This is a genomic window from Parafrankia sp. BMG5.11 (assembly GCF_004337455.1).
In genome coordinates, this window is the sequence record NZ_SJXI01000002.1 from 140950 (window position 1) to 164262 (window position 23313).

At 67.3% G+C, this 23313-nt stretch carries 23 protein-coding genes and 1 tRNA gene; 11 read left to right on the top strand and 13 right to left on the bottom strand.

The window, feature by feature from the left end; all coding sequences use genetic code 11:
• Positions 1 to 3: 3 nt before the first annotated feature.
• Both E0504_RS03200 and E0504_RS03205 read left to right on the top strand, forming a co-directional pair.
• Positions 4 to 1203 carry an LL-diaminopimelate aminotransferase gene (locus tag E0504_RS03200; protein WP_131621871.1) on the top strand — a complete coding sequence of 400 codons (1200 nt, stop codon included), beginning with the start codon at positions 4 to 6 and terminating at the stop codon, positions 1201 to 1203.
• 38 nt (positions 1204 to 1241) lie between these two features.
• The gene (locus tag E0504_RS03205; RefSeq protein ID WP_165938387.1) at positions 1242 to 1817 is read left to right on the top strand and encodes an alpha-ketoglutarate-dependent dioxygenase AlkB; all 576 of its coding nucleotides are present in this window, start codon (positions 1242 to 1244) and stop codon (positions 1815 to 1817) included.
• Here the strand turns inward: E0504_RS03205 and rimO are convergent.
• The gene (gene rimO / locus E0504_RS03210) at positions 1814 to 3202 is read right to left on the bottom strand and encodes a 30S ribosomal protein S12 methylthiotransferase RimO (RefSeq protein ID WP_131621875.1); all 1389 of its coding nucleotides are present in this window, start codon (positions 3200 to 3202) and stop codon (positions 1814 to 1816) included. The genes E0504_RS03205 and rimO overlap by 4 nt on opposite strands.
• Positions 3203 to 3277: 75 nt before the next feature.
• Here rimO and E0504_RS03215 point away from each other — a divergent pair, with 75 nt between their 5' ends.
• Positions 3278 to 3676, top strand: a complete 399-nt coding sequence (locus tag E0504_RS03215; protein ID WP_207912157.1) for a DUF1761 domain-containing protein — start codon at positions 3278 to 3280, stop codon at positions 3674 to 3676.
• On the opposite strand, the gene E0504_RS03220 is transcribed toward E0504_RS03215, so the two are convergent.
• Genes E0504_RS03220 through serS form a run of 3 tightly spaced genes read right to left on the bottom strand, consistent with a single transcriptional unit; the run spans position 3661 to position 6747 of the window.
• Positions 3661 to 4701: a TrkA family potassium uptake protein gene (locus tag E0504_RS03220; RefSeq protein ID WP_131621969.1), complete on the bottom strand. Its 1041-nt coding sequence runs from the start codon at positions 4699 to 4701 to the stop codon at positions 3661 to 3663. The genes E0504_RS03215 and E0504_RS03220 overlap by 16 nt on opposite strands.
• Before the next feature lie 13 nt (positions 4702 to 4714).
• Positions 4715 to 5476, bottom strand: coding sequence for a 5'/3'-nucleotidase SurE (gene surE / locus E0504_RS03225; protein WP_131621967.1), 762 nt, complete (start codon positions 5474 to 5476; stop codon positions 4715 to 4717).
• Positions 5473 to 6747: a serine--tRNA ligase gene (gene serS / locus E0504_RS03230; RefSeq protein ID WP_131621877.1), complete on the bottom strand. Its 1275-nt coding sequence runs from the start codon at positions 6745 to 6747 to the stop codon at positions 5473 to 5475. Before serS ends, surE begins: the two co-directional genes overlap by 4 nt.
• A 101-nt stretch (positions 6748 to 6848) precedes the next feature.
• Between serS and E0504_RS03235 the strand changes: the two genes are divergently transcribed.
• Positions 6849 to 8153 carry a sulfotransferase gene (locus tag E0504_RS03235; RefSeq protein ID WP_207912160.1) on the top strand — a complete coding sequence of 435 codons (1305 nt, stop codon included), beginning with the start codon at positions 6849 to 6851 and terminating at the stop codon, positions 8151 to 8153.
• Here E0504_RS03235 and E0504_RS03240 read toward each other — a convergent pair.
• From E0504_RS03240 to sppA, 4 genes are all read right to left on the bottom strand, one after another.
• Positions 8150 to 9058 (bottom strand): dimethylarginine dimethylaminohydrolase family protein, encoded by a 909-nt coding sequence (locus E0504_RS03240; protein WP_131621881.1) that lies wholly within the window; start codon positions 9056 to 9058, stop codon positions 8150 to 8152. The two genes, E0504_RS03235 and E0504_RS03240, sit on opposite strands and share 4 nt — an antisense overlap.
• Positions 9059 to 9100: 42 nt before the next feature.
• The gene (locus E0504_RS03245) at positions 9101 to 10018 is read right to left on the bottom strand and encodes a methyltransferase (protein WP_131621883.1); all 918 of its coding nucleotides are present in this window, start codon (positions 10016 to 10018) and stop codon (positions 9101 to 9103) included.
• Positions 10019 to 10145: 127 nt separating this feature from the next.
• A tRNA-Val gene (locus tag E0504_RS03250) sits at positions 10146 to 10220 on the bottom strand.
• Positions 10221 to 10298: 78 nt separating this feature from the next.
• Positions 10299 to 12119 carry a signal peptide peptidase SppA gene (sppA, locus tag E0504_RS03255; RefSeq protein WP_207912161.1) on the bottom strand — a complete coding sequence of 607 codons (1821 nt, stop codon included), beginning with the start codon at positions 12117 to 12119 and terminating at the stop codon, positions 10299 to 10301.
• 159 nt (positions 12120 to 12278) lie between these two features.
• Between sppA and E0504_RS03260 the strand changes: the two genes are divergently transcribed.
• Positions 12279 to 13316, top strand: a complete 1038-nt coding sequence (locus E0504_RS03260; RefSeq protein ID WP_373693860.1) for an aspartate carbamoyltransferase catalytic subunit — start codon at positions 12279 to 12281, stop codon at positions 13314 to 13316.
• A complete protein-coding gene (locus E0504_RS03265; protein ID WP_131621886.1) occupies positions 13313 to 14533 on the top strand; it encodes a dihydroorotase family protein in 1221 nt (406 codons plus the stop codon). Before E0504_RS03260 ends, E0504_RS03265 begins: the two co-directional genes overlap by 4 nt.
• Before the next feature lie 62 nt (positions 14534 to 14595).
• Here E0504_RS03265 and E0504_RS03270 read toward each other — a convergent pair whose 3' ends face one another.
• Genes E0504_RS03270 through E0504_RS03280 form a run of 3 tightly spaced genes read right to left on the bottom strand, consistent with a single transcriptional unit; the run spans position 14596 to position 17313 of the window.
• Positions 14596 to 15996, bottom strand: coding sequence for an SPOR domain-containing protein (locus E0504_RS03270; protein ID WP_131621888.1), 1401 nt, complete (start codon positions 15994 to 15996; stop codon positions 14596 to 14598).
• Positions 15997 to 16019: 23 nt separating this feature from the next.
• On the bottom strand, positions 16020 to 16565 hold the full coding sequence (locus E0504_RS03275; protein WP_131621890.1) for a hypothetical protein: 546 nt from the start codon (positions 16563 to 16565) through the stop codon (positions 16020 to 16022).
• Between the two features lie 31 nt (positions 16566 to 16596).
• Complete coding sequence (locus E0504_RS03280) at positions 16597 to 17313, bottom strand: ParA family protein (protein WP_131621892.1); 717 nt, start codon at positions 17311 to 17313, stop codon at positions 16597 to 16599.
• 221 nt (positions 17314 to 17534) lie between these two features.
• Here E0504_RS03280 and E0504_RS03285 point away from each other — a divergent pair, with 221 nt between their 5' ends.
• The 4 genes from E0504_RS03285 (at position 17535) to bfr (ending at position 20779) form a co-directional block, all read left to right on the top strand.
• The gene (locus tag E0504_RS03285; RefSeq protein ID WP_131621894.1) at positions 17535 to 18656 is read left to right on the top strand and encodes an SPOR domain-containing protein; all 1122 of its coding nucleotides are present in this window, start codon (positions 17535 to 17537) and stop codon (positions 18654 to 18656) included.
• 31 nt (positions 18657 to 18687) lie between these two features.
• Positions 18688 to 19941: a DUF418 domain-containing protein gene (locus tag E0504_RS03290; protein ID WP_207912164.1), complete on the top strand. Its 1254-nt coding sequence runs from the start codon at positions 18688 to 18690 to the stop codon at positions 19939 to 19941.
• A 42-nt stretch (positions 19942 to 19983) separates the two neighbouring features.
• Complete coding sequence (locus E0504_RS03295) at positions 19984 to 20172, top strand: bacterioferritin-associated ferredoxin (RefSeq protein ID WP_131621896.1); 189 nt, start codon at positions 19984 to 19986, stop codon at positions 20170 to 20172.
• 112 nt (positions 20173 to 20284) lie between these two features.
• Positions 20285 to 20779: a bacterioferritin gene (gene bfr, locus E0504_RS03300; protein ID WP_131621898.1), complete on the top strand. Its 495-nt coding sequence runs from the start codon at positions 20285 to 20287 to the stop codon at positions 20777 to 20779.
• On the opposite strand, the gene der is transcribed toward bfr, so the two are convergent.
• Positions 20776 to 22161, bottom strand: coding sequence for a ribosome biogenesis GTPase Der (gene der, locus E0504_RS03305; protein ID WP_131621900.1), 1386 nt, complete (start codon positions 22159 to 22161; stop codon positions 20776 to 20778). The two genes, bfr and der, sit on opposite strands and share 4 nt — an antisense overlap.
• Before the next feature lie 109 nt (positions 22162 to 22270).
• Between der and E0504_RS03310 the strand changes: the two genes are divergently transcribed.
• Complete coding sequence (locus tag E0504_RS03310; RefSeq protein ID WP_207912165.1) at positions 22271 to 23008, top strand: CHAP domain-containing protein; 738 nt, start codon at positions 22271 to 22273, stop codon at positions 23006 to 23008.
• Here the strand turns inward: E0504_RS03310 and E0504_RS03315 are convergent.
• Entirely contained in the window at positions 23005 to 23289 is a 285-nt protein-coding gene (locus E0504_RS03315; protein ID WP_131621902.1) for a DUF3297 family protein, read from the bottom strand. The two genes, E0504_RS03310 and E0504_RS03315, sit on opposite strands and share 4 nt — an antisense overlap.
• Positions 23290 to 23313 lie beyond the last annotated feature (24 nt).

The following is a 23313-nucleotide window of genomic DNA, read 5'->3' on the forward strand; positions in this document are numbered from 1 at the left end:
CCGATGACCGACGAATTCTACCGCATGAAGCGCCTGCCGCCCTACGTGATCGCCGAAGTCAATGGGATGCGCGCGGCCGCCCGCGCGAGCGGCAAGGACATCATCGACCTGGGCATGGGGAACCCCGATCTGCCGCCGCCGCCGCACGTCATCGAAAAGCTGGTTGAGGTCGCGCAAAAGCCCGATGCCCACGGCTATTCGCAATCCAAGGGCATCCCCGGTCTGCGCCGTGCGCAGGCGAACTATTATGGCCGCCGTTTCGGGGTGGACCTCGATCCGGAAACCGAGGTCGTCGTCACGATGGGTTCGAAGGAGGGGCTCGCCAGCCTCGCCACTGCGATCACCGCGCCGGGCGACGTCGTGCTGGCGCCGAACCCTAGCTATCCGATCCACACCTTCGGGTTCATCATTGCCGGGGCGACCATCCGCAGCGTCCCGACCACGCCGGACGAGGATTATTTCCGCAGCCTGGAAAAGGCGATGGCCTTCACCGTGCCGCGCCCCAGCATCCTGGTGGTGAACTATCCTTCCAACCCCACGGCCGAGACGGTGGACCTGGCGTTCTACGAGCGGCTGGTGGCGTGGGCGAAGGAGAACCGGGTGTGGGTGATCTCCGACCTCGCGTATTCTGAGCTCTATTACGACGGCAAGCCGACCGTCTCGATCCTGCAGGTGCCGGGCGCGAAGGACATCGCGGTCGAGTTCACCTCGCTCAGCAAGACGTATTCGATGGCCGGCTGGCGGATCGGCTTCGCGGTCGGCAACCAGCAGCTGATCGCGGCGATGACGCGGGTGAAAAGCTACCTCGATTACGGCGCGTTCACCCCGATCCAGGCGGCCGCCTGCGCGGCGCTCAACGGCCCGCAGGACATCGTCGAGAAGAACCGCGCGCTGTATCACAAGCGGCGCGACGTGCTGGTCGAGGTGTTCGGGCGCGCCGGATGGGATATCCCGCCGCCCGCCGCCAGCATGTTCGCCTGGGCCCCGCTGCCGCCGGCACTGGCGCACATGGGCAGCCTGGAGTTTTCCAAGCAGATGCTCACCCAGGCGCAAGTCGCGGTCGCGCCCGGCGTGGGCTACGGCGAGGACGGCGAGGGGTTCGTGCGCATCGCGCTGGTCGAGAACGAGCAGCGCCTGCGTCAGGCCGCGCGCAACGTGCGCCGCTGGTTCCAGTCGATGGGGGTCAACGCCAGCGCCGCCTGACGGCTTGGCACGGGCGGGGCGCTCCCCACATCGGGCGCGTGACCGATCAGCTTGCCTTCTTCAGCGATACGCCAGCGCCCCCCGCCGTGCCGGGGCTGGTGCAGGTGCACGACGCGATCACGCCCCCACGCGAAGCTGAAATCTCCGCGCTGATCGACGCTGCGCCCCTGGCCCCATTCCAGTTCGGCCAGTGGGAGGGGAAGCGCCTGACGGTGAATTACGGCTCGGCGTACGATTACCAGCGCGCTCGTCCAAGCGACGCGCCGCCGCTGCCGAACTGGCTGGTGGCGCTGCGCGACGAGCTCGCGCCGCAGGTCGCGCGCGATCCCCAGCAGTTCGTGCAGGGACTTCTCATTCGCTACGACCCTGGCGCCGGGATCGGCTGGCACCGCGACCGTCCGCAGTATGGCGAGGTGATCGGGCTTTCACTGGGGGCGCCGGTCACGCTGCGCCTGCGCCGGCGATTGCCGGGCGGCGGGTTCGAACGGGTCGGTGTGCCGCTTCCTCCGCGCTCGCTCTATCTGTTGAGCGGCGCGGTGCGCGAGCAGTGGGAGCACTCGATCGCGCCGACTGATGCCACCCGCCGCAGCGTAACCCTCCGGACGATGCGCTAGAACGCCACGCCGTAGAGGTCGTGCGCGTCGGCATCCTCGATCCTGGCGTCGGCGAAGTCGCCGGGCTTGAGGTTGGGCGAAACGTTGCGCAGGAACACCTGGCCGTCGATCTCAGGCGCATCAGCCTGGCTGCGGGCGGTGGCGCCGATATCGCCGTCCTCGTCCGGCTCGCCCACTTCGTCGATGATCACCGGCAGCGTGCGGCCGACCTTGGCGGCGAGCTTGGCGGCGCTGATCCGCTCGGTGACTTCCATCAGCCGGGCGTAGCGTTCTTCCTTCACCTCGTCGGGCACGTGATCGGGCAGGGCGTTCGCCTGCGCCCCGGCGACGGGTTCGAACCGGAAACCGCCCACCCGGTCAAGTTGTGCTTCTTCGAGCCAGTCGAGCAGGTAGCGAAAATCTTCCTCGGTCTCGCCGGGAAAGCCGACCACGAAGCTGGAGCGGATGGTGAGGTCGGGCGCGATCGCGCGCCATGACTTGATCCGCTCGAGCACGCGCGCCTCGTTCGCCGGGCGCTTCATCGCACGCAGCACCTTGGGCGCGGCGTGCTGGAACGGGATGTCGAGGTAGGGCGTCAGCAACCCTTCCGCCATCAGCGGAATGACCTGGTCGACGTGGGGGTAGGGGTACACGTAATGCAGCCGCACCCACGGCGTGGCGCCTTCCGGCGTGCGCAGTTGCCCCAGTTCACGCGCGAGGTCGGTCATGTGCGCGCGTACCTCGCGCCCCTTCCAGGTGCGGGTTTCGTGGCGGGTGTCGACTCCGTACGCCGAGGTGTCCTGGCTGATCACCAGCAGTTCGCGGGTGCCGGCGGCGACCAGCTTCTCCGCCTCGCGCAGCACCGCGTCGATCCGCCGGCTGGCGAGTTTTCCGCGCAGCGAGGGAATGATGCAGAACGCGCAGGAGTGATTGCAGCCTTCGGAAATCTTCAGGTAGCTGTAGTGGCGCGGGGTCAGCTTGATCCCGCCGTCGTCGGCGAACGCCTGCGGGATCAGGTCCACGTATGGGCCCTGGCTCGCCGGCGCCGCCTCGCGCACCGCGTCGATGACCGTTTCGTACTGATGCGCGCCAGTGACCGCGAGCACCTGGGGGAACCGCGCGCGGATCGCCTCCGCCTCCTCGCCCATGCAGCCGGTAACGATCACGCGGCCGTTTTCCGCGATCGCTTCGCCGATTGCCTCCAGGCTTTCCTCCTTGGCCGAATCGAGGAACCCGCAGGTGTTCACCAGCACCACGTCGGCCCCCGCATAATCAGCGCTCATGGCATAGCCATCAGCACGCAGGGTCGTCAGGATACGCTCGCTGTCGACGAGGTTCTTGGGACAGCCGAGGCTGACCATCCCGACCTTCTTCTGGTCGGGGATCGCGGTTGCGGAAGATGCCATGATGGGCGCGCCCCTACACCTGTTGGCGGCTTTACGCTACAGCTTGCGGAACTAACAAATATAAGAGGATCGCGCGTGGGCCCCGTCAACTGGATCGCTGTGGTGGTGGCCGTGCTGGTCGCAGGCGGCCTCGCGCTGGTCTGGTTCGGTCCGCTATTCGGGCGTGGCGGCGCCCGCCGATCGCTGGCGCCTAAGCCCCTGGCTGTAAAAGCCATGCTGTTCACCGATCTACTGCTCGTCATCACCGCGGCGATGCTGGGCCATATGTTCGCGCGGGTTGGCGCCGACACGCTCGCCGCCAAGCCATGGCTGTATTTCATGATGAGCGGCGGACTGGCGCTCGCCTTCGTTATCCCCGCGCTACTGACCAGTTTCCGCCTGACCCGGGTGCCCGTTCGCGTGACGATCATTCACGCCGGCTATTGGCTGGCGGCCTACCTCGCGATGGGGTTGGTGTTCTACTTGCTGGGCTGAGCGCTGATCGTGGGCCGGATCTCGACGATGACGTCGCCCGGCTGCAGCGTGCACGCCTCCCAGAAGCCCAGTTCCTGCTCTCCGCGATAGATACGCAGACCCCGCGCACCGTTCGTCAGGTCGTCGAGGCTGCGGCCGATCTCCTCCGGCTTCACCGGACGCTCGACCAGCTGGACGCGGCCGCCGACCGAGGCGAGGTCGGCCATGTAATCGGCGACGTGGCTCCCTTGCGCGCTTCCGGCGAGCAACAGCCCGGTAAAGCGCACCGGATTGATCACGTTGTCCGCGCCCGCCTGCCGGGCCAGCAGTTCGTTGTCTTCCGCCCGGACAACCACGCTGATCGGCACCTTGGGGGCGAGGTGACGCACGGTGAGCACGATCAGGATCGAGCTGTCGTCGCGCCCGGCGGACACCAGCACGGTGCGCGCCTCGGCTACCCGCACCGCCATCAGGTTTTCGTCGCGCGACGCATCGGCCGCCATCACGTTGCAGCCAAGTTCCTCCGCCTCGTGCAGCCGCTCCTCGCTGGAATCGAGGACCACGATGCAGCTGGGATCGGTGCCCCGCTCGATCAGTTCGCGCACGGCTTCCGAACCCGAGATGCCGAAGCCGATCACCACCACGTGATCGGTCAGACGTTCCTGAATGCGCTTCATGCGCCACTTCTCCCAACCGCGCTTGATGACGAAATCGTAGGCGGCGCCCACGAAAATGAACAGAACCGCGAACCGGATCGGGGTGACGATCACCGCCTCGATCAGCCGTGCCTTGTCGCTCACCGGGGCGATGTCGCCGAACCCGGTGGTGGTGATCGAGATCATCGTGAAATAGACCACGTCGAGCAGGCTGATGTGCCCGTCATGGTGGTCCACCAGCCCATCGCGGTCGAACCAGTGGATCGCGACCACCAGCGCGATCAGCCCGATCGCCAGCGCCAGGCGGATGAACGCGTCGGCCCAGATGGGCAGCCCCACCTTGCGGCGCAGCGGATGGAACCCGGGCTGAACCCGCTTGGGCCTTACCACGGCGGCTGCTCCGTCAAGCGAACCGCTCACCCAGATCGCCCAGCGAGGCGTGGTGCGTCAGGTCGAGCTGAAGCGGGGTGACCGACACATACCCGTCGGAGATCGCCTCCAGATCGGTACCGTGATCCAACGTGTGCTCGATCGCTTCCAGACCGAACCAGTAATAGGGATACCCGCGTGGATCGCGGCTTTCGACCACCGTCCCGCGCGAATAGTCGTGGAAGCCCTGCCGGACCGCCCGAATGCCCTTGATCTCGTCGGCGGGGAGGGCGGGGAAGTTGACGTTGACCAGCGTGCGCCGGGGCAGGGGCACGTCGAGCAGCGGCCCCAGCACCTTGGCGCCCCACGCCAGCGCCGCATCGAACGGCACCGCATCGCCCATGCCTTCGCCGGCATAGACCTGGCTGAGCGCGATCGAGCGGATACCCGCCAGCGCACCTTCGATGGCTGCGGAAACGGTCCCCGAATAGGTAATGTCGTCGGCCAGGTTGGCGCCGCGATTGACGCCTGACAGGATCACGTCCGGGACGCCGTCCATCACCTTGCGCAGGCCCATCGTTACGGCGTCGGTCGGGGTGCCGCTGACCGAGAAGCGCCGCTCCTCGTGCTGGCGCATCCGGACCGGGCGGCTGAGGGTGAGGGAGTGGCCCGCGCCCGATTGCTCCTCGGCCGGGGCGCAGATCCAGATGTCGTCGGTGAACTGGCGCGCGATTTCCTCCAGCACCGCCAGACCGGGGGCGTAGATGCCGTCGTCGTTGGTGAGGAGGATTTTCATGCCGTCGGCACCAGCCGCTCGAGCCCGCCGGTCCATGGCTTCAGCGCTTCGGGCACGATCACCGATCCGTCCTCCTGCTGGTAGTTTTCCAGCACCGCCACCAGCGTGCGCCCGACCGCGAGGCCGCTCCCGTTGAGCGTGTGGACGAATGCCGGCTTGCCGTTCTCCGCCCGATAGCGCGCGTTCATCCGCCGCGCCTGGAAATCGCCGCACCAGCTGATCGAGCTGATCTCGCGGTAGGCGCTCTGGCCCGGCAGCCACACTTCGAGGTCGAAGGTCCTTTTCGCTCCGAAACCCATGTCCCCGGCGCACAGCAGCATCGTGCGATACGGCAACTCGAGCCGTTCCAGGATCACTTGCGCCGACCGCAGCATGTGCTGGTGTTCGCCCTCGGCATCATCCGGCCGGCAGATCGAGACCAGCTCCACCTTGTCGAACTGGTGCTGGCGGATGTAGCCCCGGGTGTCGCGCCCCGCCGATCCCGCCTCGGAACGGAAGCAGGGGGTCAGCGCGGTGAGTCGCAGCGGCTGAGGCAGGTCGATGATTTGCTCGCGCACCGAATTGGTCAGGCTGACCTCGCTGGTCGGGATCAGCCAGCGGCCATCGGTTGTGGCGAACGAGTCCTCGGCAAATTTGGGCAGCTGGCCGGTGCCGAACATCGCCTCTTCGCGCACCAGCAGCGGCGTGGCGCACTCGATAAAGCCATGTTGCATCGTTTGTGCGTCGAGCATGAACTGCGCGAGCGCCCGTTGCAGTCGCGCCATCTGGCCCTTGAGGAACGTGAAGCGCGCGCCCGCGATGGCCGCGCCGGTTTCGAAATCGAGACCCAGAGCCGGGCCGAAATCGGCATGTTCCTGTGGCTGAAACGCGAATTCGCGCGGGCTGCCCCAGCGGGCGACCTCGACGTTGCCCGCCTCATCCTCCCCTTCCGGCACGTCCTCGGCGGGCAGGTTGGGCAGGCTGGCCAGCAGATTGTCCTGCGCAGTGCCGGCGGCCCGTTCCTCGTCCTCCAGCGCAGGGAGCTCGGTCTTGATCGCCGCGACTTCGGCCTTGAGGGCTTCGGCCCCATCGTTGTCGCCGCGGCCCATCACGGCCCCGATCGCCTTGGACGCTTCATTGCGCCTTGCGAGCAGATCCTGCGCCTTCGTCGCGGCCGCGCGCCGCCGCTCGTCGAACGCGAGAACCTCTTGCGCCGAAGCCGTGAAACCGCGCCGCGCGAGTGCGTCATCGAAAGCTTGCGGGTGCTCGCGGATCAGGCGGATATCATGCATGGGCGCGGCCTATGCCCCAGCGCCGGACCCCGCGCAATGCGGGAACCAGCGGCTGTCGTGGCGGTAGAACAGCCACGCCAGGGTGGCGACAGGGACCTGACTTGAGCCAGCAAAAGACCGTCCAGCCGCCGCGGCGGACGAAGTTCATCGACATACTCGACAGCACCCTGCGCGCCGGACGCCGCGTGGGATTGGTTGCGCCGGCCGGGCTGACCAAGCCCGAGATGCTGGCGCGCGCTATCGAGGACGTCGGCCGCGATGATTTTGGCGATCCGTGGTTCGAACGGCCGCTGGATGCCTTGCTGGACTCGATTCATGGGGAAGCGCGCCTGAATGCCGCCGGGGACTGGGCCGCCCGCCAGCAGTTCCACCACGTGCTGCGCGATCGCCTGCTGGCGCAGACGTGGTTCGAACGGCATCCGGAGATCCTCGCCCGCCCGATCCCGCACCCGGTGGTGATCGTCGGCCCCATGCGGTCGGGCACCACCCGCCTCCACCGCTTGCTGGCCGCCGATCGCCGGTTCGCCCATCTGCGCAGCTTCGAGACGATCAGCCCGGTCCCGCGCCCGGGGTTCGAAGAGGTGATGGCGGGGCGCAAGGCGGACTTCCGCCCCAAGCTCGCCAGCCGGATCATGAAAGTCGCGCGCCTTGCCAATCCGCGCACGCTGTCGATTCACCCGACCGGACCCTTCGAACCGGAGGAGGAACTCGGCCTGCTGGTCGCCAGCATGTACGGGATGAAACACGAAGCGCAGTGGACCGTGCCGAGCTATGGGCGCTGGTGCGAGGGCGAGGACGCGACGCCAGCCTATCGCCACCTCGCCAATCTGCTCCGCCTCGTCGGCTGGTCACAGCAGGAAAGCAGCCTGCGCCCCTGGATCCTCAAGACCCCCCAGCACATGCTCGACTTGCCGGCACTGCTGAAGGTGTTCCCGGACGCTCGACTGATCTTCACCCATCGCGATCCGCGCGCGGTCGTCGGCAGCGCGGCGTCGCTCGCCTGGAACCAGACGATCATCTATTCCGATCAGGCAGATCCGCACACCGTCGGCCGCGAATGGTTGCGCAAGACCGGGCTGATGGTCGACCGAATGATGGAGGCGCGCCGGGCGATCCCGGCCGAGCGGATGATCGATGTCCAGTACGACGAGATGGACCGCGATTGGCGCGGAGCCATGGCGCGGGTCTATTGCTTTCTCGGGCTGGAAATGGACAGCGCGGTGACGGGGATGGAGCGCTACGTCGAACGCAGCCGCGCGTTGAAGCGCCGCCCTCATCGATACAGCCTGTCGCAATTCGGCCTCGGCGAGAACGAAGTGCTGGACCGATTGGAGGACTACGTGCGGCGGTTCGATGTTCCAATGGAAGGCGCCGTCCCTCCGCCGCGCCGGCTGTTCGGGCGCTAGGATCCCCGAAGCAGCGGCATCGTAAGGCAGTGGACTCCGCCGCCGCAAGCGGTGAACTGATCGAGATTGGTCTCCGTCACCGTGAACCCGGCGTCGCGCATCATCGCGCTCACCCGCGGAGTGCCGGCTCCGGCGATGATCCGCTGCCCGTCGATCGACACGACATTGCAACCGAGCAGCCGGGATTCCTTGTAAGTGACCGGCAGGATCTTGATGCCGCGCCGGGCGATGGTTTCGAGAAATGAGTCGTCCAGCACCTCGGTGCAGCCGAGCGCCGTCGTAGAATGCAGCATGGAAAAGATCGTATCGAGGTGGAGGAAATGCTCGTCGAACCGGTAGAGCAGGACCTCCCACCCCTCGTGCCGGAAACGCGCGGCAAAGGCCTCCGCGCCCTCGTCATCGGTCCGATTGCCCGATACGCCGACGATCAGAAGTCCCGGACGCGCGACACAAACGTCGCCCCCTTCGATCGAACCGACGGTGACCTGCTCGACACGCGACTGGGTGTGGGTTTCGGCCCACGCCTTGAAGTGAGCCACTTCGACCGCGCGGTGCTTCAGTGCCGGGTTAAGCGCCACCAGACCCCAGGGAGTGCTCACGCCTACATCCCGCGTGAAGCACAAGTCCGGCATCCCCGGGCGCGGGGGAAGCAGGTCCACGGCGGCGCCATTGGCTGCCAGGATCTCGCGCAAGCCGCGATGCTGGGCAAGCGCAGCATGCGTGTCGGATTCAAAACCGTCGCGGATGCTCTCCTTGGTCACCGAACAGCACGGCACCGGCTTCAGGTGATTGGGCGCGCACACCAGAACGCGTCGCAACGTGTCGGTTTCACCGGACACTTCGAGGGAGGGGTTTTCGTGCGTGCGGCGCGCGAACAGGCGGCCGGCTTCCAGTTCCAATTTCATGCAACGACAGCCTTCTAAACGGATTTTCGTTCCGCCGGCAGGTCAGTTCGCCCCAAGAAAAACCGCCGCCACCAGTTCGATGCGCTCGACATCGCGGTAAGACGGGTTGGTCAGTTCCTCGCCAAACACGTCAGGATCAAGGGTGTGGTAATCGAGCGTTCGCTGGTGAGCGGCGGCCAGTCCCTGCAGCCGGGTCTTGAGGCCATCGACCCCGTCGATGATCGCCGAGCCGGTATAGAGGATCATGGTCCCGTGCGCCGACAGTCGGGGCAGCGTGTCGGCAACCATGTCGATCGCCACCTGCGCTCCGTGCAAATCCCCACCGTCACGATAGGCGCGGCTCGCACCGTCGATGATATAGGGTGGGTTGGCGACCGCGAGATCGATCGGAAGGTCGGGGCGCGGAATGCCGCTCGTTTCGATGAACTCGATTTGCGCTCCGGCGGCCTGGGCGTTCACCGAGGCAAACCGCAGCGCCTTGGGATTCACATCGGTGGCGAGCACGCGGGCGGACGGACAGCCCTGGCGGATGACGATCGCGCCCACGCCGGCGCCGGTCCCGATATCGAGCGCCGTCGCGATGCGCTGCCTGTCCAATCTGCCGAGTTCCTGTTCGATCAGGTTAGCGAACCGGTAGCTGTCGGGGCCAAAGAACACTGCGTCTTCATGCATGGTGGGATAGGCTGAATGGACGATCAGATTGTCGCCCAGGCTCGAGATGCGAACGGTGGCCCTTAGCAGGTCGTCGATGCCAACCTCCGCCAAGCCGCCGTCGATGACGATGCGGCGGAGTTCTGGCTCAAGCAGGTCAGGCCGGAAAGGCAGGCTCCATCCGAACACGTCGCGCAGATCGCCCGCCAGCGCCTTGTGCGGCCGCGAGATCACCCGCTGGTGCGTTGCCGGGGTGGGGCTGACGAAGGCGTAACCGCGCTGTAAGAGCGCTTCGAGCAACGCCAGCATATGCTGGTCTCCCTGCGTCCGGCGAGGAGATGAAGGACCGGTCTGATGGATATCGAAGGGCACGCTGCAGCGAACGCGCCTGGCTTAACGCCGGTTCCGGGCGCTGGTCAGGCGCCGCCGGACGGAATGGTGGGCGCGACAGGGATTGAACCTGTGACCCCACCCGTGTGAAGGGTGTGCTCTACCGCTGAGCTACGCGCCCGTCCTGGCGAACTCCCAACCTGGTCGGGATGCGGACAGGGGCGCGCCTTTGCCACCCGGTTGGCTGCTTGGCAAGCGCCTAAGCCACGAGCGCGATCAACCGGGCGACCCAGCCAGACAGCGCCGCCTCATCTGCCCGCTGCACGGTTCCGGCGCACTCCAGGCAGTACGCCTGCATTCCCTGTACCCGGGTCAGCCGATCGGCGTCCCCGGCCAGTTGTGCCAGCACCGACTGGCGGCGCGCGGTGAGGACGCCGAACACGTCGCTCGCGCCGGCGCTTCGCTCGCTTTCCCCGATCAACAGCTGGCGCAGCAGCGTGTCGCCGACGCCTCGCTGTTCACCCAGGTATTCGGCGTGCCAGTCGCCATCGCCCAGCTTGGCCTGCCCGGCCACCCACGCCAGCGCGTCCTGCAAGCCGCCGTGCTGATCGACCAGGCCGATCTGGCGCGCGGTGCCGCCGTCCCACACGCGGCCCTGGCCGACGGCATCGACCCGTTCGCGGGTCATCTTGCGCGATTGCGCAACCCGGGTGATGAAGTCGCCATAACCGTTCTCGATATAGCCCTGGAGCAGGGCGTCGACCTCTGGCGTGAAGCCTGACACCAGATCGGGCTGGCCCGACAACGGTGTCGTCTTCACTCCGTCGGCGTTGAGACCCCAGCGCGCGGCGGCCCGTTCGAACGTTGGCACCACCGCGAAAATGCCGATCGAACCGGTGATCGTACTCGGCTCGGCGAAGATGCGCTGCGCCGGGGTCGACACCCAGTAGCCGCCACTGGCGGCGACATTGGCCATCGACACGGCGACGGGAATCCCCTTCGCCTTGTGCCGCATGATGGCTCGGCGGATCGCCTCGCTCGCCATCACCGAGCCGCCAGGGGAATCGACCCGCACCACCAGGCCCTTGAGGTCATCGTCGAGCGCGTCGTCGAGCACCTGGGCAATCCGGTCACCGCCCGCGGTCCCGGGGCCCGCTTCGCCATCGACGATGTTGCCCGCGATCGTGACGACCCCGATCGCGCCGCCCGCTTTCTCGAGCGGGTTGTCCGCCAGCCATGGATCGAGTTCGGTCCTGGCATAAGCGCCGGGGCTGTCGTCCCACTTGTCCCCGCCCACGATCCGGGCGACGCGCTCGCCGAACGCGACCTTATCGCCCAATTGATCGACCAGGCCGGCCTTCTTCGCCGCGGTCGCCGGATCGAATCCCGCCGACTGCAGCCAGCCCACCGGATCGGCGGTGATCGCCGCCACCTGCGCCTTGGGCCGCGCCTTGGCGACGTTGGCCTGCCATTCGCTCCACAATGCCCCATAAAGCTGGGCGTAGTTCTCGCGCGCCGGCTCGGACATCTCGTTGAGGTAATAGGGTTCGACCGCGCTCTTGTAGGTGCCCACCTTGTAGATCCGGGCGTTGACGTCGAGGTTGCGGAGCAGCTCACCGTAGTACAGGCGGTTGCCGCCCGGCCCGGTGACCACCGCTCCGCCGAGCGGGTCGACCCACACCTCGCTGGCGTGGCTGGCCAGCATGACCCCGCTGTCGGTATAAGCTACGGCCCAAGCCAACACCGGCTTCTTCGCCGCGCGCACCCGGTCGAGCGCAGCGCCCACGTCCTCGATGTGGACCTGGCCCCCGCCGACAAAACGCGACAGGTCGAGCACGACCGCCTTAATCCGGTCATCGGTGGCGGCGGCGTCGAGCGCGTGTACCAGGTCCTGCACATCGTATTCGCCGGCGGGCACCTGGCCCGAGAGCAGCGTGCTGATGACGTCGGGCTGGCTCTTCTCTTCCACGATGATGCCGTCGAGATCGATCAGCAGCGCCCCGTCGCGCACCGCCGCGGGGCTGGGGCGGGCAGTGAGCACCGCATAGAGCGCGAAGAAGAACAGCAGCAGGAACAGCAAGCTGAGGCCATCCTTGACGGCGACGATCAGGTGCCAGACCTTGCGGGCAAAGGACATGTAAGAAGAATTCCCGATAAAGCGTTGCCGGCGATCTAGGGGCTTGCACCGGCGAGCGCCACCCGAATGCACTTGACCGGCCTATGGCGCTCGACCAAGGGCATGGCTTCAATGACATCGGCGGCATTTTCAGGTGGAGCGGGCGCATCGCCCGGACGCTATCCGGCGGGCGCACGTGCCTTCCCGCACCGCGACCTGCTGGCGATCGCCCAGCTTGAGCGGCACGAAATCCTCTACCTGCTCGATGAAGCTGAGCAGTGGGTCCAGCTCAACCGCAGCGCTGCCAAGCGCAGCGATTTGCTGGCCGGCCTGACGGTGATCAACGCGTTCTTCGAGAATTCCACCCGCACACTGTTGAGCTTCGAGATCGCCGGAAAGCGGCTGGGCGCCGACGTGGTCAACATGCACGCCGCGCAATCGAGCGTGAAGAAGGGCGAAACGCTGATCGACACCGCGATCACGCTGAACGCGATGCGGCCCGATGCGATCGTCATCCGCCACGGCAGCAGCGGCGCGACGGCGCTGATCGCCGACAAGGTCGATTGCCCGGTGCTCAACGCCGGCGACGGGCAGCACGAGCATCCGACGCAAGCGTTGCTCGATGCGCTGGCGCTGCGTCATGCCTTGCGCGCACGGGGTGAAACGGCCGACGACTTCACCGGCATGACGGTCACGATCTGCGGCGACCTGCTTCACAGCCGGGTCGCGCGGTCCAACATCCTGTGCCTGCAGGCGATGGGGGCCAGCGTGCGGGTGTGCGCGCCGCCATCGCTGCTGCCGAGCCATATCGAAGCGATGGGCGTCACTGCCTTCACCGACTTTGACCGCGCACTGGAAGGCGCGGACGTGGCGATGATGCTGCGCTTGCAGACCGAGCGGATGAGCGGGCAGTTCGTCCCCTCCGCCCGCGAGTATCACCACCTTTACGGCCTTACGCACCAACGGCTTGCGCGCGCCGCGCCAAACGCGCTCGTCATGCACCCCGGCCCGATGAACCGCAGGGTGGAAATCGATAGCGAAGTGGCCGATTTGCTCGACAGGTCCCTCATCACCGCGCAGGTCGAAATGGGCGTGGCGATCCGCATGGCCTGCCTGGAGGTGCTGACCCGGCGCCGCCGCGAAGTGGCGGGCTGGGAATGAGGCAGGCGCGCCCTCTGATGATCGTTGGCGGCCGGGTGGTGCTGCGCGACGGTGTTCGCAGGGGCGCGCTGCGGCTCGCAGGCGGGCGCATCGCCGGGTTCGCCAATCCGTGTGACGGCGACGAAGTGATCGACGCAAAGGGGCTGCTCATCGCGCCGGGACTGGTCGATCTCGGGGTGTTCGCGGTCGACAAGCCGGCGTTCCGCTTCGGCGGGATCACCCGCGCCGGGTTGATGCCCGACCAGCACCCGCCGCTCGACTATCCGGCGCGGGTCAACTTTATCGCCAAGAGCGGCAAGCCCGATCTGTGGGTCCACCCGCTGGCAGCCGCGACGGTGGGTCTGGCCGGGCACGAACTGGCCGAGATCGCGCTGATGCGGGACGCCGGCGCGCGCGCGGTCGCCACGGGTCGCAAGTGGATCGGCGATTCAGGCGTGATGCTGCGGCTGCTGCAGTACTCCGCCATGCTGGACCTGGTGGTGGTGGTCCATGCAGAGGATGCGGGCCTTGCGGGGGATGCGGCGGCGACCGCGGGCGAGATGGCGACCCGTCTCGGCCTGCCCGGCGCGCCTGCCGAGGCGGAAGCGCTCGCCGTCGCCCGCGATATCGCGCTGGCGGAACTCAGCGGAGCGCGGGTGCACTTCCGCCAGGTGACCACCCGCGCGGCGCTGGCGCTGGTGCGCTCAGCCAAGGCGCGGGGCGTTGCAGTGACCGCGGGGATCACCCCGGCGCACTTCATGCTGTCCGACCTGGCGACGATGAACTTCCGCACATTCGCGCGGCTGTCGCCGCCGCTGCGGAACGAGGATGATCGCCAGGCGGTACGCGAAGCCCTGGCGGACGGCACGATCGACGTGATCGCCAGCGGGCACGATCCACGCGGCCCGGAAGACAAACGTCTACCCTTCGCCGATGCCGCTCCTGGCATGGCAGGGGCCGAAACCCTGCTCGCCATGACGCTCACGCTGGTGCGGGACGGGGTCATCGACTTGCCCCGCGCATTCGATCTTCTCGCGGGCGCCCCGGCGCGCCTGTTGGGCGTCGAGGCAGGCGAACTGCGCGAAGGCTGCGAGGCAGACGTGGCACTGATCGATCCCGAACGGCCATGGGTGATCGACGGCCGCGAAATGGCAGCGACCGCGGGCAATACCCCGTTCGATCGCCAACCGACCCAGGGGCGGGTGGTGGCGCTCTACAAGGGCGGTTTGGCGCTTTAACGCCGAAAAGGCCCCTCCCGCGGGTGCGGGAGAGGCCTTCGCTCGGTGGCTTGTGAAACGGGTTAGCGGCGCGCCATGCGCACCCCGGTATTGACCGCGCCCGGCAGCGGCCGGCCTTCGGCCCAGGCGATGCACTGTTCGCCCTTGCCGCGCACCGTCGAGCAGACAGAGCTTGCCTGAGCCCGCTGGAGGCCGCCGGCGCTGACCCGGTAATACGTCTTGCCGCGCACCACCGCCTTGGTGATCACCATGTCGAAGGCGGAGAGCTGCGGGAACCGCTTGGCGTAAATGGCCCATGCGCGCTGGGCACTGGCTTCGGAAGAGAAGGAGCCGAGCTGCACGAGATGGTCGCCGGACTGACTGGCTGCGACGGTCCGGTTCGCGGCTTTGCGGACCGGCTTGGCCGAAGCGACGCGGGTCGGAGCCTGCTGGATCACCGGCTGGGCGACAAATTCCGCAGCGGAAGCGATCATCTGTGCAGGTGTCGCGCCACCGGGCGCTTGCGCGGCGAACGCGGTGTCGAAGTCTGCCGTGGGCACGGGGGTGGGCGCGGGCGCAGGAGCAGGAGCGGCCACTGCCACCTGCATCGCCACCGGGGCGGGCTGGGCGGCTGGTGCATAGCTGCCGACTGGCGGCAATTCGCCACCGGCAAAGGCGAATTCCTGCGCTGGCGCGGATTCGGTCACCGGGGCGGCGGCGACGGCTGCTGCCTCGGCCACCAGCTGGCCGTGGCTCGGGTGATTGGCGAGCGCCAGTTCGACCGGCTGCCCGGCGTCGGCCACCGCCCGCGTGCCCAGCAAGGCCGCGACGCGGTTCCTCGACTGGTCAGGCGTCGAAAGCGCCGCCCACTGCGTCAGTCGCGCGCCGAGCTGATCGGCGGGCACATCTTCGGCCGCCATGATCCGGGCGCCGGCCCAATCGCCGCCCAGGGCGAGCGCGTAGGCCAGGTTCTGGCGCACCTTGGGCGTGTTGTCTCCGCTGCGCAGGGCATTCGACAGCACGAACGCACCCTGCTGCGGTTCACCGGCGAGGGCGAGCGCCAGGCCCAGGTCCGCCGCGGCGATATCGTCGCCATAATCGCTGAGGACGCGCAACGCGGCTGCCCGGTCGCCCGAGGCCACCGACGCCAGCGCGAAGCCCAACACTGTGCGCGGTCTGGTATCACCCAGCGTCATCGCGTCATCGAAGCTGGTGCGCGCGGCCAGGAAGCGGCCGGCATCCATGTACGCCGCGCCCAGCATCGTGCGATAGCTTGCGTTGCGCGGGTCGGCCAGCACGGCGGCTTCCGCATTAGTGATCGCCGAGCCGCTGTTGCCTCGCGTCATGGCGACCTCGGCCTTGCTCGCCGACAAGTCGGCACGCGGCGCGACATTGGTGGCGCAGCCTGCCAGCGCGGTGGAAGCGAGCGCTGTACCGGCGGCCAGCGCCAGCATGCGAGAGGTGCGGTTCGTGCGGGTGATCATGGTATCTTCCCCTGTGGTCGCGTTCAGCGCCGCTGGACCTGCGCGGCGAGCGTATCGAGTTCGGGCATGTCAGCGAGCAGCGCGTCGAGCGCGTCGGTCACCAGCGCCTGTGCGCTCACGCCCTTGATGGTGGTGGCAAGCCGCAGCTTCAGATGGCGGTGCGGATCGAGCCGCAGCGTAAATGCGGCCCGGCCGGTCCGCTGTTGCACCGAACGCCGTTTGGTCGGTGCCGGGGCGGGGGCCATTTCCGGTGCCGGTGCATCGAGACGCTCGGCGAGTTGTTCCTGCTGGCGAACCACGGCCGGAAGCGGAGCCTCGGTGTCCGTTTCTTCGACCACGCGCGGCATCGGGGTGAGCTGATATACCTCCGCGCCGGTCGCGACGGCAGGCTCGTGCTCGCCCATGTCGTTCCAGCCGAGATCCTCGAGCTGGTCGGGCGCGGGTGCCGTCATGGGTTCGGCTGCCGTCATCGCGGCGAGCGCTGCATGCTGCGGACGCATGGCCGGCTTCGCGCCGCCCTTGCGAGCGAGCAGCGACGGGCTGAGCGAGGCGAAGGTGACTTCGGCCATCTGCGATTCGGCCTTTCTCTCGTGCCTGCGCTTACTGCGCCACCCGGCGGCCGAAGCCGCCCTGGGGACGATATGCGCTGGGCGCGGCGGACACCGCGTTGGGCGCGGCGAACACGGTGCGGCGGAAGTTCTTCTCCAGCCGGTCGGACACGTAGTTCCACAACGCGGCGACCTCGGCGGCCGAACGGCCTTCGGGGTCGACTTCCATCACCGTGCGGCCGTCGATCATCGAGGCGGCGAAGTCAGTGCGGTGGTGCAGCGTGATTGGCGCGACGGTGCCGTGCTGGCTCAGCGCGACGGCGGCCTCGGACGTGATCTTGGCCTTGGGCGTCGCGGCGTTGACTACGAAGATCAGCGGCTTGCCTGCCCGTTCGCACAAGTCGACCGTGGCGCCGACGGCGCGCAGATCGTGCGGGCTGGGGCGGGTGGGGACGACGATCAATTCGGCCACGCCGATGACCGACTGGATCGCCATCGTGATCGCCGGCGGAGTATCGATCACCGCCAGTTTGAAGCCCTGCTGGCGCAGCACCTGAAGATCGCTGGCGAGTCGCGCCACCGTCGTCTGGGCGAAAGCCGGATATTCGGCTTCCCGCTCGTTCCACCAGTCGGCCAGCGATCCTTGCGGATCGATGTCGATCAGCACCACCGGCCCGGCACCGGCGCGCTGCGCCTGTACGGCCATGTGCCCGGACAAGGTTGTCTTGCCCGATCCACCCTTCTGCGAAGCCAATGCCAGTACCCGCAAGGCTGGTCCCCCTGAAAAACCCGTTGCCAAAGTGCACCCATGCACCCTTCGCCAGCCGAGATCGCAGCATACCCCTAATTTAACGTTAATCCTCCCGCCGGCGGCGCCACTGCCGGGCGCCTAAAAGTGCCTTCACAGAAACTCTTTGCTAACGGCTGGTTCACTATGTCACGCTGGTCATCAACCCGTTCATCGGGCGACAGGGGAAGAGCTCGATCACCATGCGCCTGACGCACTCCATCGCCATCACGATGCTCGCGGCGGGGCTCGCTTTCGGTTCGATCCCGGCGCACGCGGACGTGAAAGCGGGCGTGGACGCATGGGCTTCGGGAGACTTCGCGCGCGCGATCGCGGAATGGAAGGAGCCCGCCGCCAAGGGCGATGCGGATGCTTTATTCAACCTCGCCCAGGCGTATCGGCTGGGGCGCGGGGTGCCCGAGAACATCCAAGAAGCCGAGAACCTGTATGCGCGCGCGGCGGCGAAGGGGCATCTCAAGGCGGCGGACAACTATGGCCTGCTGCTGTTCCAGGACGGCCGCCGCGAGCAGGCCCTGCCGTATGTCACCGCCGCTGCCGAGCGCGGCGATCCGCGTGCGCAGTACCTGCTGGGGATCGCCTATTTCAACGGCGACCTGGTCGTGCGCGACTGGGTGCGGGCTTACGCGCTGCTAACGCTGGCGAACGCGGCTGACCTGCCGCAGGCGCGGCCCGCGATCCAGCAGATGGACGAATTCGTGCCGTTGGCGCAGCGCCAGCAAGCGCAGTCGCTGGCGGCGCAGATGCGCGCGCAGGCAGATGCCATCCGCACTGCGCAGTTGTCTGCGGCGGATCTGGGGCAGGGCTTCGATGGCGTAGTGCAGACGCCGGCGCGCACCGCCGCGGTGCAGGCATTTCAGCCGATTGCTGGCGCGCCGGCTCCGCTGTCCGTGGCTTCTGCGGAAGCAGCGGTGGCCGAAGCCATGCGCGCGACCGGCACCGAAAGTCCGGCTGATGCCGGAGCGGACTTTGCCAGGCCGGCGCGGGCCCAGGTTGCCGCTGCGCCGCCGGTGCGCGAGCGCGCGCAGGTGCAAGCGGCGCGCGCCGCTTCGCCCGCTCGCGCCGAAGCGCATCACACGAGCGGGCCGTGGAAGGTCCAACTCGGTGCCTTTGCAGTGGCCGGCAACGCCGACCGGCTGTGGTCGCAGTTGACGGGCAAGTCAGTGCTTTCCGGCAAGAGCAAAGTCACTATGCGATCCGGACGGTTGACCCGGCTCCTAGCAGCCGGGTGGGCGACCCAGGGCGACGCGCAAGGTGCGTGCAACGCGCTCAAGGCGGCGGGGCAGGGCTGCATCGTCACCCGTTGAGCCGGGGCCGCGACCGGCCTACGGGCGCGCGGTGAGCGCTGCCGATCCTTCCGCCCTGCCGACGGCGACCGGCGAGCGACTGGTAAGCCTCGATTTCATTCGCGGCATCGCGGTCATGGGCATCCTGGCCGCCAACATCGTCGCCTTTGGGCAACCTTACATGGCCTACATGTGGCCCGGCGGTTTTGTGACCGCGCACGGCCCGGTTTCCGATTGGCTATGGGTTGCTCAGTTCGTCTTCGTCGACGGCAAGATGCGCGGATTGTTCACGCTATTGTTCGGGGCGGGGCTGGTTCTGTTCGCCGACCGGGTGACAGTGCGTGGGGGTTCGACCTGGGTGCAGGTGCGGCGGCTTGGGTGGCTGCTGGTCTTTGGGCTGGCGCATTATTACCTGCTGTGGCGCGGCGACATCCTGACCCTTTATGCTCTATGCGGGTTGATCGCGCTGTTCGCTTTGCGCTTGCCAGCGGTCCACCAACTAGCCGCGGGCCTGACCGTGTACGTATTCGGCGCGGTGCTGAACTCGGTGCAATACGGGCTGATGTGGGCCGCCAGCGAGATGTCGTTGGGTGCGGACCCGCAGTATGCGCCGCTGGCGCGCGATGCGGTCGCCATGCTCGACGGTGAACGCGCTGACGCCTTGCGCGAGATCGCGATCAACACCCGCGGCTCGTATGCCGACTACGTCGCCCACGCGTTGGGCGATCATCGGTGGAACTGGATCGACCAGTTCACGCACACCGCGCTCGAAACGGTGCCATTTATGCTGGTCGGCATGGCTCTTTATCGGGCCGGGCTGTTTGACGGGAGAATTGACCGGCGCACCCAGGCCCGGTGGGGCTGGTGGGGGCTGGGCGCCGGTACGGCCATGACGCTCGCGCTCGCGCTGTGGGCCGTCGCCGATGGGCTGACCTACACGGGCACGATGTTCGCCTTTCTGGGACCCCAAACCCTCACCCGGGTGCCGGCGATCCTGGGCCTTGCGGCGCTGCTCGCGCTGTGGGCGCCGCGGGCGACCGGCTGGCTTGGGCGCCGGGTCACGGCGGCGGGCCGGATGGCGTTTTCGAATTACCTTGGCACCTCCCTCATCATGCTGGTGGTGTTCCAGAGCTGGGGCCTGAACCTGTTCGGCGCGCTCGACCGCCCGAAGCTGTATCTCGTGGTGTTGCTGGCATGGCTGGCGATGCTCGCATGGTCGCAGCCATGGCTTGCGCGGTTCCGGTATGGCCCGCTCGAGTGGCTGTGGCGCTGTCTCACCTACGGTCGGATTTTCCCGCTGCGATAGCACTTGCTCTTGCGACTTGTTCGCATTAGCTTCCGATTCGTCATGTACATCTGTGTCTGCAACGCCATCAAGGAATGCGAGCTGCGCCGGGCGGCGCTGCGGAGCACCGGCGATGCAGAGGCGCTCTATGCGGCGCTCGGCAAGCGACCGAACTGCGGTCAATGCCTGGACGAAGCCGACGAGATCGTGGAGGAAGAGCGGACACTCGCCTCCGTCCCCATTGCTGCCTGACGCTGCGACGCACTCGCAATTGGCGGATTTCCGCCGTTTACCGGCTGTTTTCCTTGCTCGCTTGGCCGCGCGTGGCCATAACCACGGCTAGGCCGCGACAGGAGATACCACAGTGAAGAGCGACCCCCAGGTCATCGATTTTCTCAATCGCGCGCTCACGAACGAACTGACCGCGATCAACCAGTACTGGCTGCACTACCGCGTGCTGCACCACTGGGGCATCCAGAAGCTGGCCGAATACGAGCGTCACGAATCGATCGATGAGATGAAACACGCCGACGTGCTGGCAGAGCGCGTCCTGTTTCTCGATGGCCTACCCAACTTCCAGGCGATCCACCGGCTGAAGGTGGGGGAAACGGTCGAGGAGATTCTGCGCGCCGACTTGGCGCTGGAGATGGAAGCGATCCCGCTGCTGCGCGACGCTATCCAGCACTGCGAAACGGTGCGCGACTATGTCAGTCGCGAAATCTTCGAGCGGATCCTCGAAAGCGAGGAAGAACACGTCGACTTCCTCGAGACCCAGTTCGAGATGATCGAGCGCATGGGTCTGCAGAACTACGTCCAGCTCCACAGCGAGCCGGCGGGCGAAGGCGGGACGGGCGCCTAGTCCTTCCCGAACGGGTTCTTCGGGCTTTTCAGCACGATCCGCAGCGGCACCCCGTCGAAGCCGAGTGCGCTGCGGATCGAATTCAGCAGATACCGTTCATAGCTCGCGGGCAGCATGTCCAGCCGGGTGCCGAACACCACGAACCGCGGCGGGCGCGTGCCGGCCTGCGTGATATAGCGCAGCTTGATGCGCTTGCCCTTTGGGGCCGGCGGCGGGTTGGCTTCCAGCGCATCGTCGAACCAGCGGTTGAGGGCGGCTGTCGGCACCCGTTTCGACCAGGCATCGCGCAGCACGAATGCCGCCTGCAGCATCTGGTCCAGCCCCTTCCCCGTCCGCGCGCTCACCGCGAACACCGGCACGCCCTTGACCTGCGATAGGCCGTCCTCAAGCGCACCCTTGATGCCGTTGAACAGGCTGCTCGCGTTCTCGGCGATGTCCCATTTGTTGATCGCGATCATCAGCGCGCGGCCTTCTTCCAGCACGTGCGCGGCGATCTTGAGGTCCTGATGTTCAAGCCCGCGCGTCGCGTCGAGCAGCAGGACGACCACTTCGGCGAAATCGACCGCGCGCTTGGCATCGGCGACCGACATCTTTTCCAGCTTGTCGACCACCTGGGCGCGCTTGCGCATCCCGGCGGTGTCGATCAGCCGCACGTCGCGCACCTCGCCGTCCGCATCGGTCCACTGCCAGTCGACCGCGATCGAATCGCGGGTGATCCCCGCCTCCGGCCCGGTGAGCAGGCGATCCTCGCCCAGGAAACGGTTGATCAGGGTGGATTTGCCGGCGTTCGGCCGCCCGACGATGGCCAGCTTGAGGGGCCCGAGTTCAAGCTCCTCCATGTCAGCGGGCTCGCCTGCGCGGTCAGCGGCCTCACGCTCGGCCTCCGCCGCGCCGATCAGGGGCCACAGCGCTTCGAACAGGTCGGCCACGCCTTCGCCGTGCTCTGCACTGAGCGCCACGGGTTCGCCGAAACCAAGGGAGAATGCCTCGAACAGACCGGCGTCGCCGGCGCTGCCCTCGGCCTTGTTGGCCACCGCCACCACCGGAATCTCCTGCGTGCGCAGCCAGCGGGCGATCTCCTCGTCCAGCGGCGTCAGGCCGGCGCGAGCGTCGATCACGAATAGCGCCGCATCGGCTCCCTCGACGCTGACCTCGGTCTGCTTGCGCATCCGGCCGGGGAGGGTCTCCTCGTCCTCGTCTTCCCACCCGGCGGTGTCCACGATCGTGAACTCCAGTCCGGCCAGCACCGCGTCGCCCATGCGGCGGTCGCGGGTGACGCCGGGCTGATCGTCGACTAGGGCGAGCTTCTTGCCGACCAGCCGGTTGAACAGGGTCGATTTGCCGACGTTGGGCCGGCCGATGATGATGACCTCGGGTTTCATGCCCGCCTCAGGTGGCCGCTCGGCACGCGCTTGGCAAGCGAAGCGGTCGGTAGGACGATGTTAACCTTGGCGCGGCAGCTTAAGGGACATGAGGGGTAGGTTCATCATCGTGGCCGGTGCGATCGGCCTGGGCTGGTCCGGCATGGCGCAGGCTGACGCCTCGGCCAGCTTCGATCCGGGGCAGCGCGCCGAGAGCCAGGAGTTGCAGCCCTATCTGCAATGCGTGCCCTATGCGCGCGAACGGTCCGGCGTGCAGATCTATGGAGATGCCCGAACCTGGTGGGACCAAGCGGCCGGACGCTACAAGCGCGGTATTCGGCCCCGGGCCGGCGCGGTGATGACATTCCGCCCCTCCGGCGCGATGACGCTGGGCCATGTCGCCGCCGTGGCGCGGGTGATCGACGACCGGACCGTGCTGCTCGATCACGCTAACTGGTCGCCGATCGGCGGGCGTCGCGGGCAGATCGAGCGCGGGGTCAAGGCCGTGGACGTGTCGCCCGCTAATGATTGGAGCCAGGTACGCGTGTGGTACGATCCGATCGGCGGCCTCGGAACGACCGCGTGGCCGGTAGCGGGTTTCATCTACAACGAGCGCGACAACGGGGACGCCCCGTTAGGCGGACCGCGCGTGCTGGCAAGCGCAGGCTATAGCGCGCACGCGGTGCAGCCGCCGATCTCCGCCAAACCGACCAAGCGGTTCGCTGCGGCATTCGCCTCTTTGGAAAGCCCGCGCGTCGAGAAACCCGCGCCAAGGCGCGTAGCGCTAATGCAGGCGCCGGTGCGAACGGCAGGCAGGTCAGCGTCGGGCGATCCGATCGCGACCGCACTAGCGCGTTACGACCGCTAGTCGGACTTGCGGGCCACCGGCGGCTCGTCGCCCAAGTCCTCAAACCAGGCTTCGACGGGGCCGTTGAGCTTTAGTGTCAGCGGCTGCCCCTTGCGGTCCATCGTTTTGCCCGCCTGCACCCGAATCCAGCCTTCGGAGATGCAATACTCCTCCACGTCGGTCCGTACCCGGTCCTTGAACCGGATGCCTATTCCGCGCTGAAGCGAATCGGCATCGAAGTACGGGCTCTGCGGGTTGACCGAGAGGTGATCGGGGGGTGTCTGGCTTTGCTCGTCGCTCATGGGTCGGGCCCTTAGTCGGCACGG

Coding starts and splice junctions, on each gene's coding strand:
- der (WP_131621900.1), bottom strand. CDS start 22,161: ATGAAACCCGAGGTCATCATCATCGGCCGGCCCAACGTCGGCAAATCG.
- E0504_RS03270 (WP_131621888.1), bottom strand. CDS start 15,996: ATGATCACCCGCACGAACCGCACCTCTCGCATGCTGGCGCTGGCCGCC.
- E0504_RS03260 (WP_373693860.1), top strand. CDS start 12,279: ATGGCTTCAATGACATCGGCGGCATTTTCAGGTGGAGCGGGCGCATCG.
- E0504_RS03245 (WP_131621883.1), bottom strand. CDS start 10,018: ATGCTGGCGTTGCTCGAAGCGCTCTTACAGCGCGGTTACGCCTTCGTC.
- E0504_RS03200 (WP_131621871.1), top strand. CDS start 4: ATGACCGACGAATTCTACCGCATGAAGCGCCTGCCGCCCTACGTGATC.
- E0504_RS03295 (WP_131621896.1), top strand. CDS start 19,984: ATGTACATCTGTGTCTGCAACGCCATCAAGGAATGCGAGCTGCGCCGG.
- E0504_RS03275 (WP_131621890.1), bottom strand. CDS start 16,565: ATGGCCGAAGTCACCTTCGCCTCGCTCAGCCCGTCGCTGCTCGCTCGC.
- E0504_RS03315 (WP_131621902.1), bottom strand. CDS start 23,289: ATGAGCGACGAGCAAAGCCAGACACCCCCCGATCACCTCTCGGTCAAC.
- rimO (WP_131621875.1), bottom strand. CDS start 3,202: ATGGCATCTTCCGCAACCGCGATCCCCGACCAGAAGAAGGTCGGGATG.
- surE (WP_131621967.1), bottom strand. CDS start 5,476: ATGAAAATCCTCCTCACCAACGACGACGGCATCTACGCCCCCGGTCTG.
- E0504_RS03240 (WP_131621881.1), bottom strand. CDS start 9,058: ATGAAATTGGAACTGGAAGCCGGCCGCCTGTTCGCGCGCCGCACGCAC.
- serS (WP_131621877.1), bottom strand. CDS start 6,747: ATGCATGATATCCGCCTGATCCGCGAGCACCCGCAAGCTTTCGATGAC.
- E0504_RS03265 (WP_131621886.1), top strand. CDS start 13,313: ATGAGGCAGGCGCGCCCTCTGATGATCGTTGGCGGCCGGGTGGTGCTG.
- E0504_RS03285 (WP_131621894.1), top strand. CDS start 17,535: ATGCGCCTGACGCACTCCATCGCCATCACGATGCTCGCGGCGGGGCTC.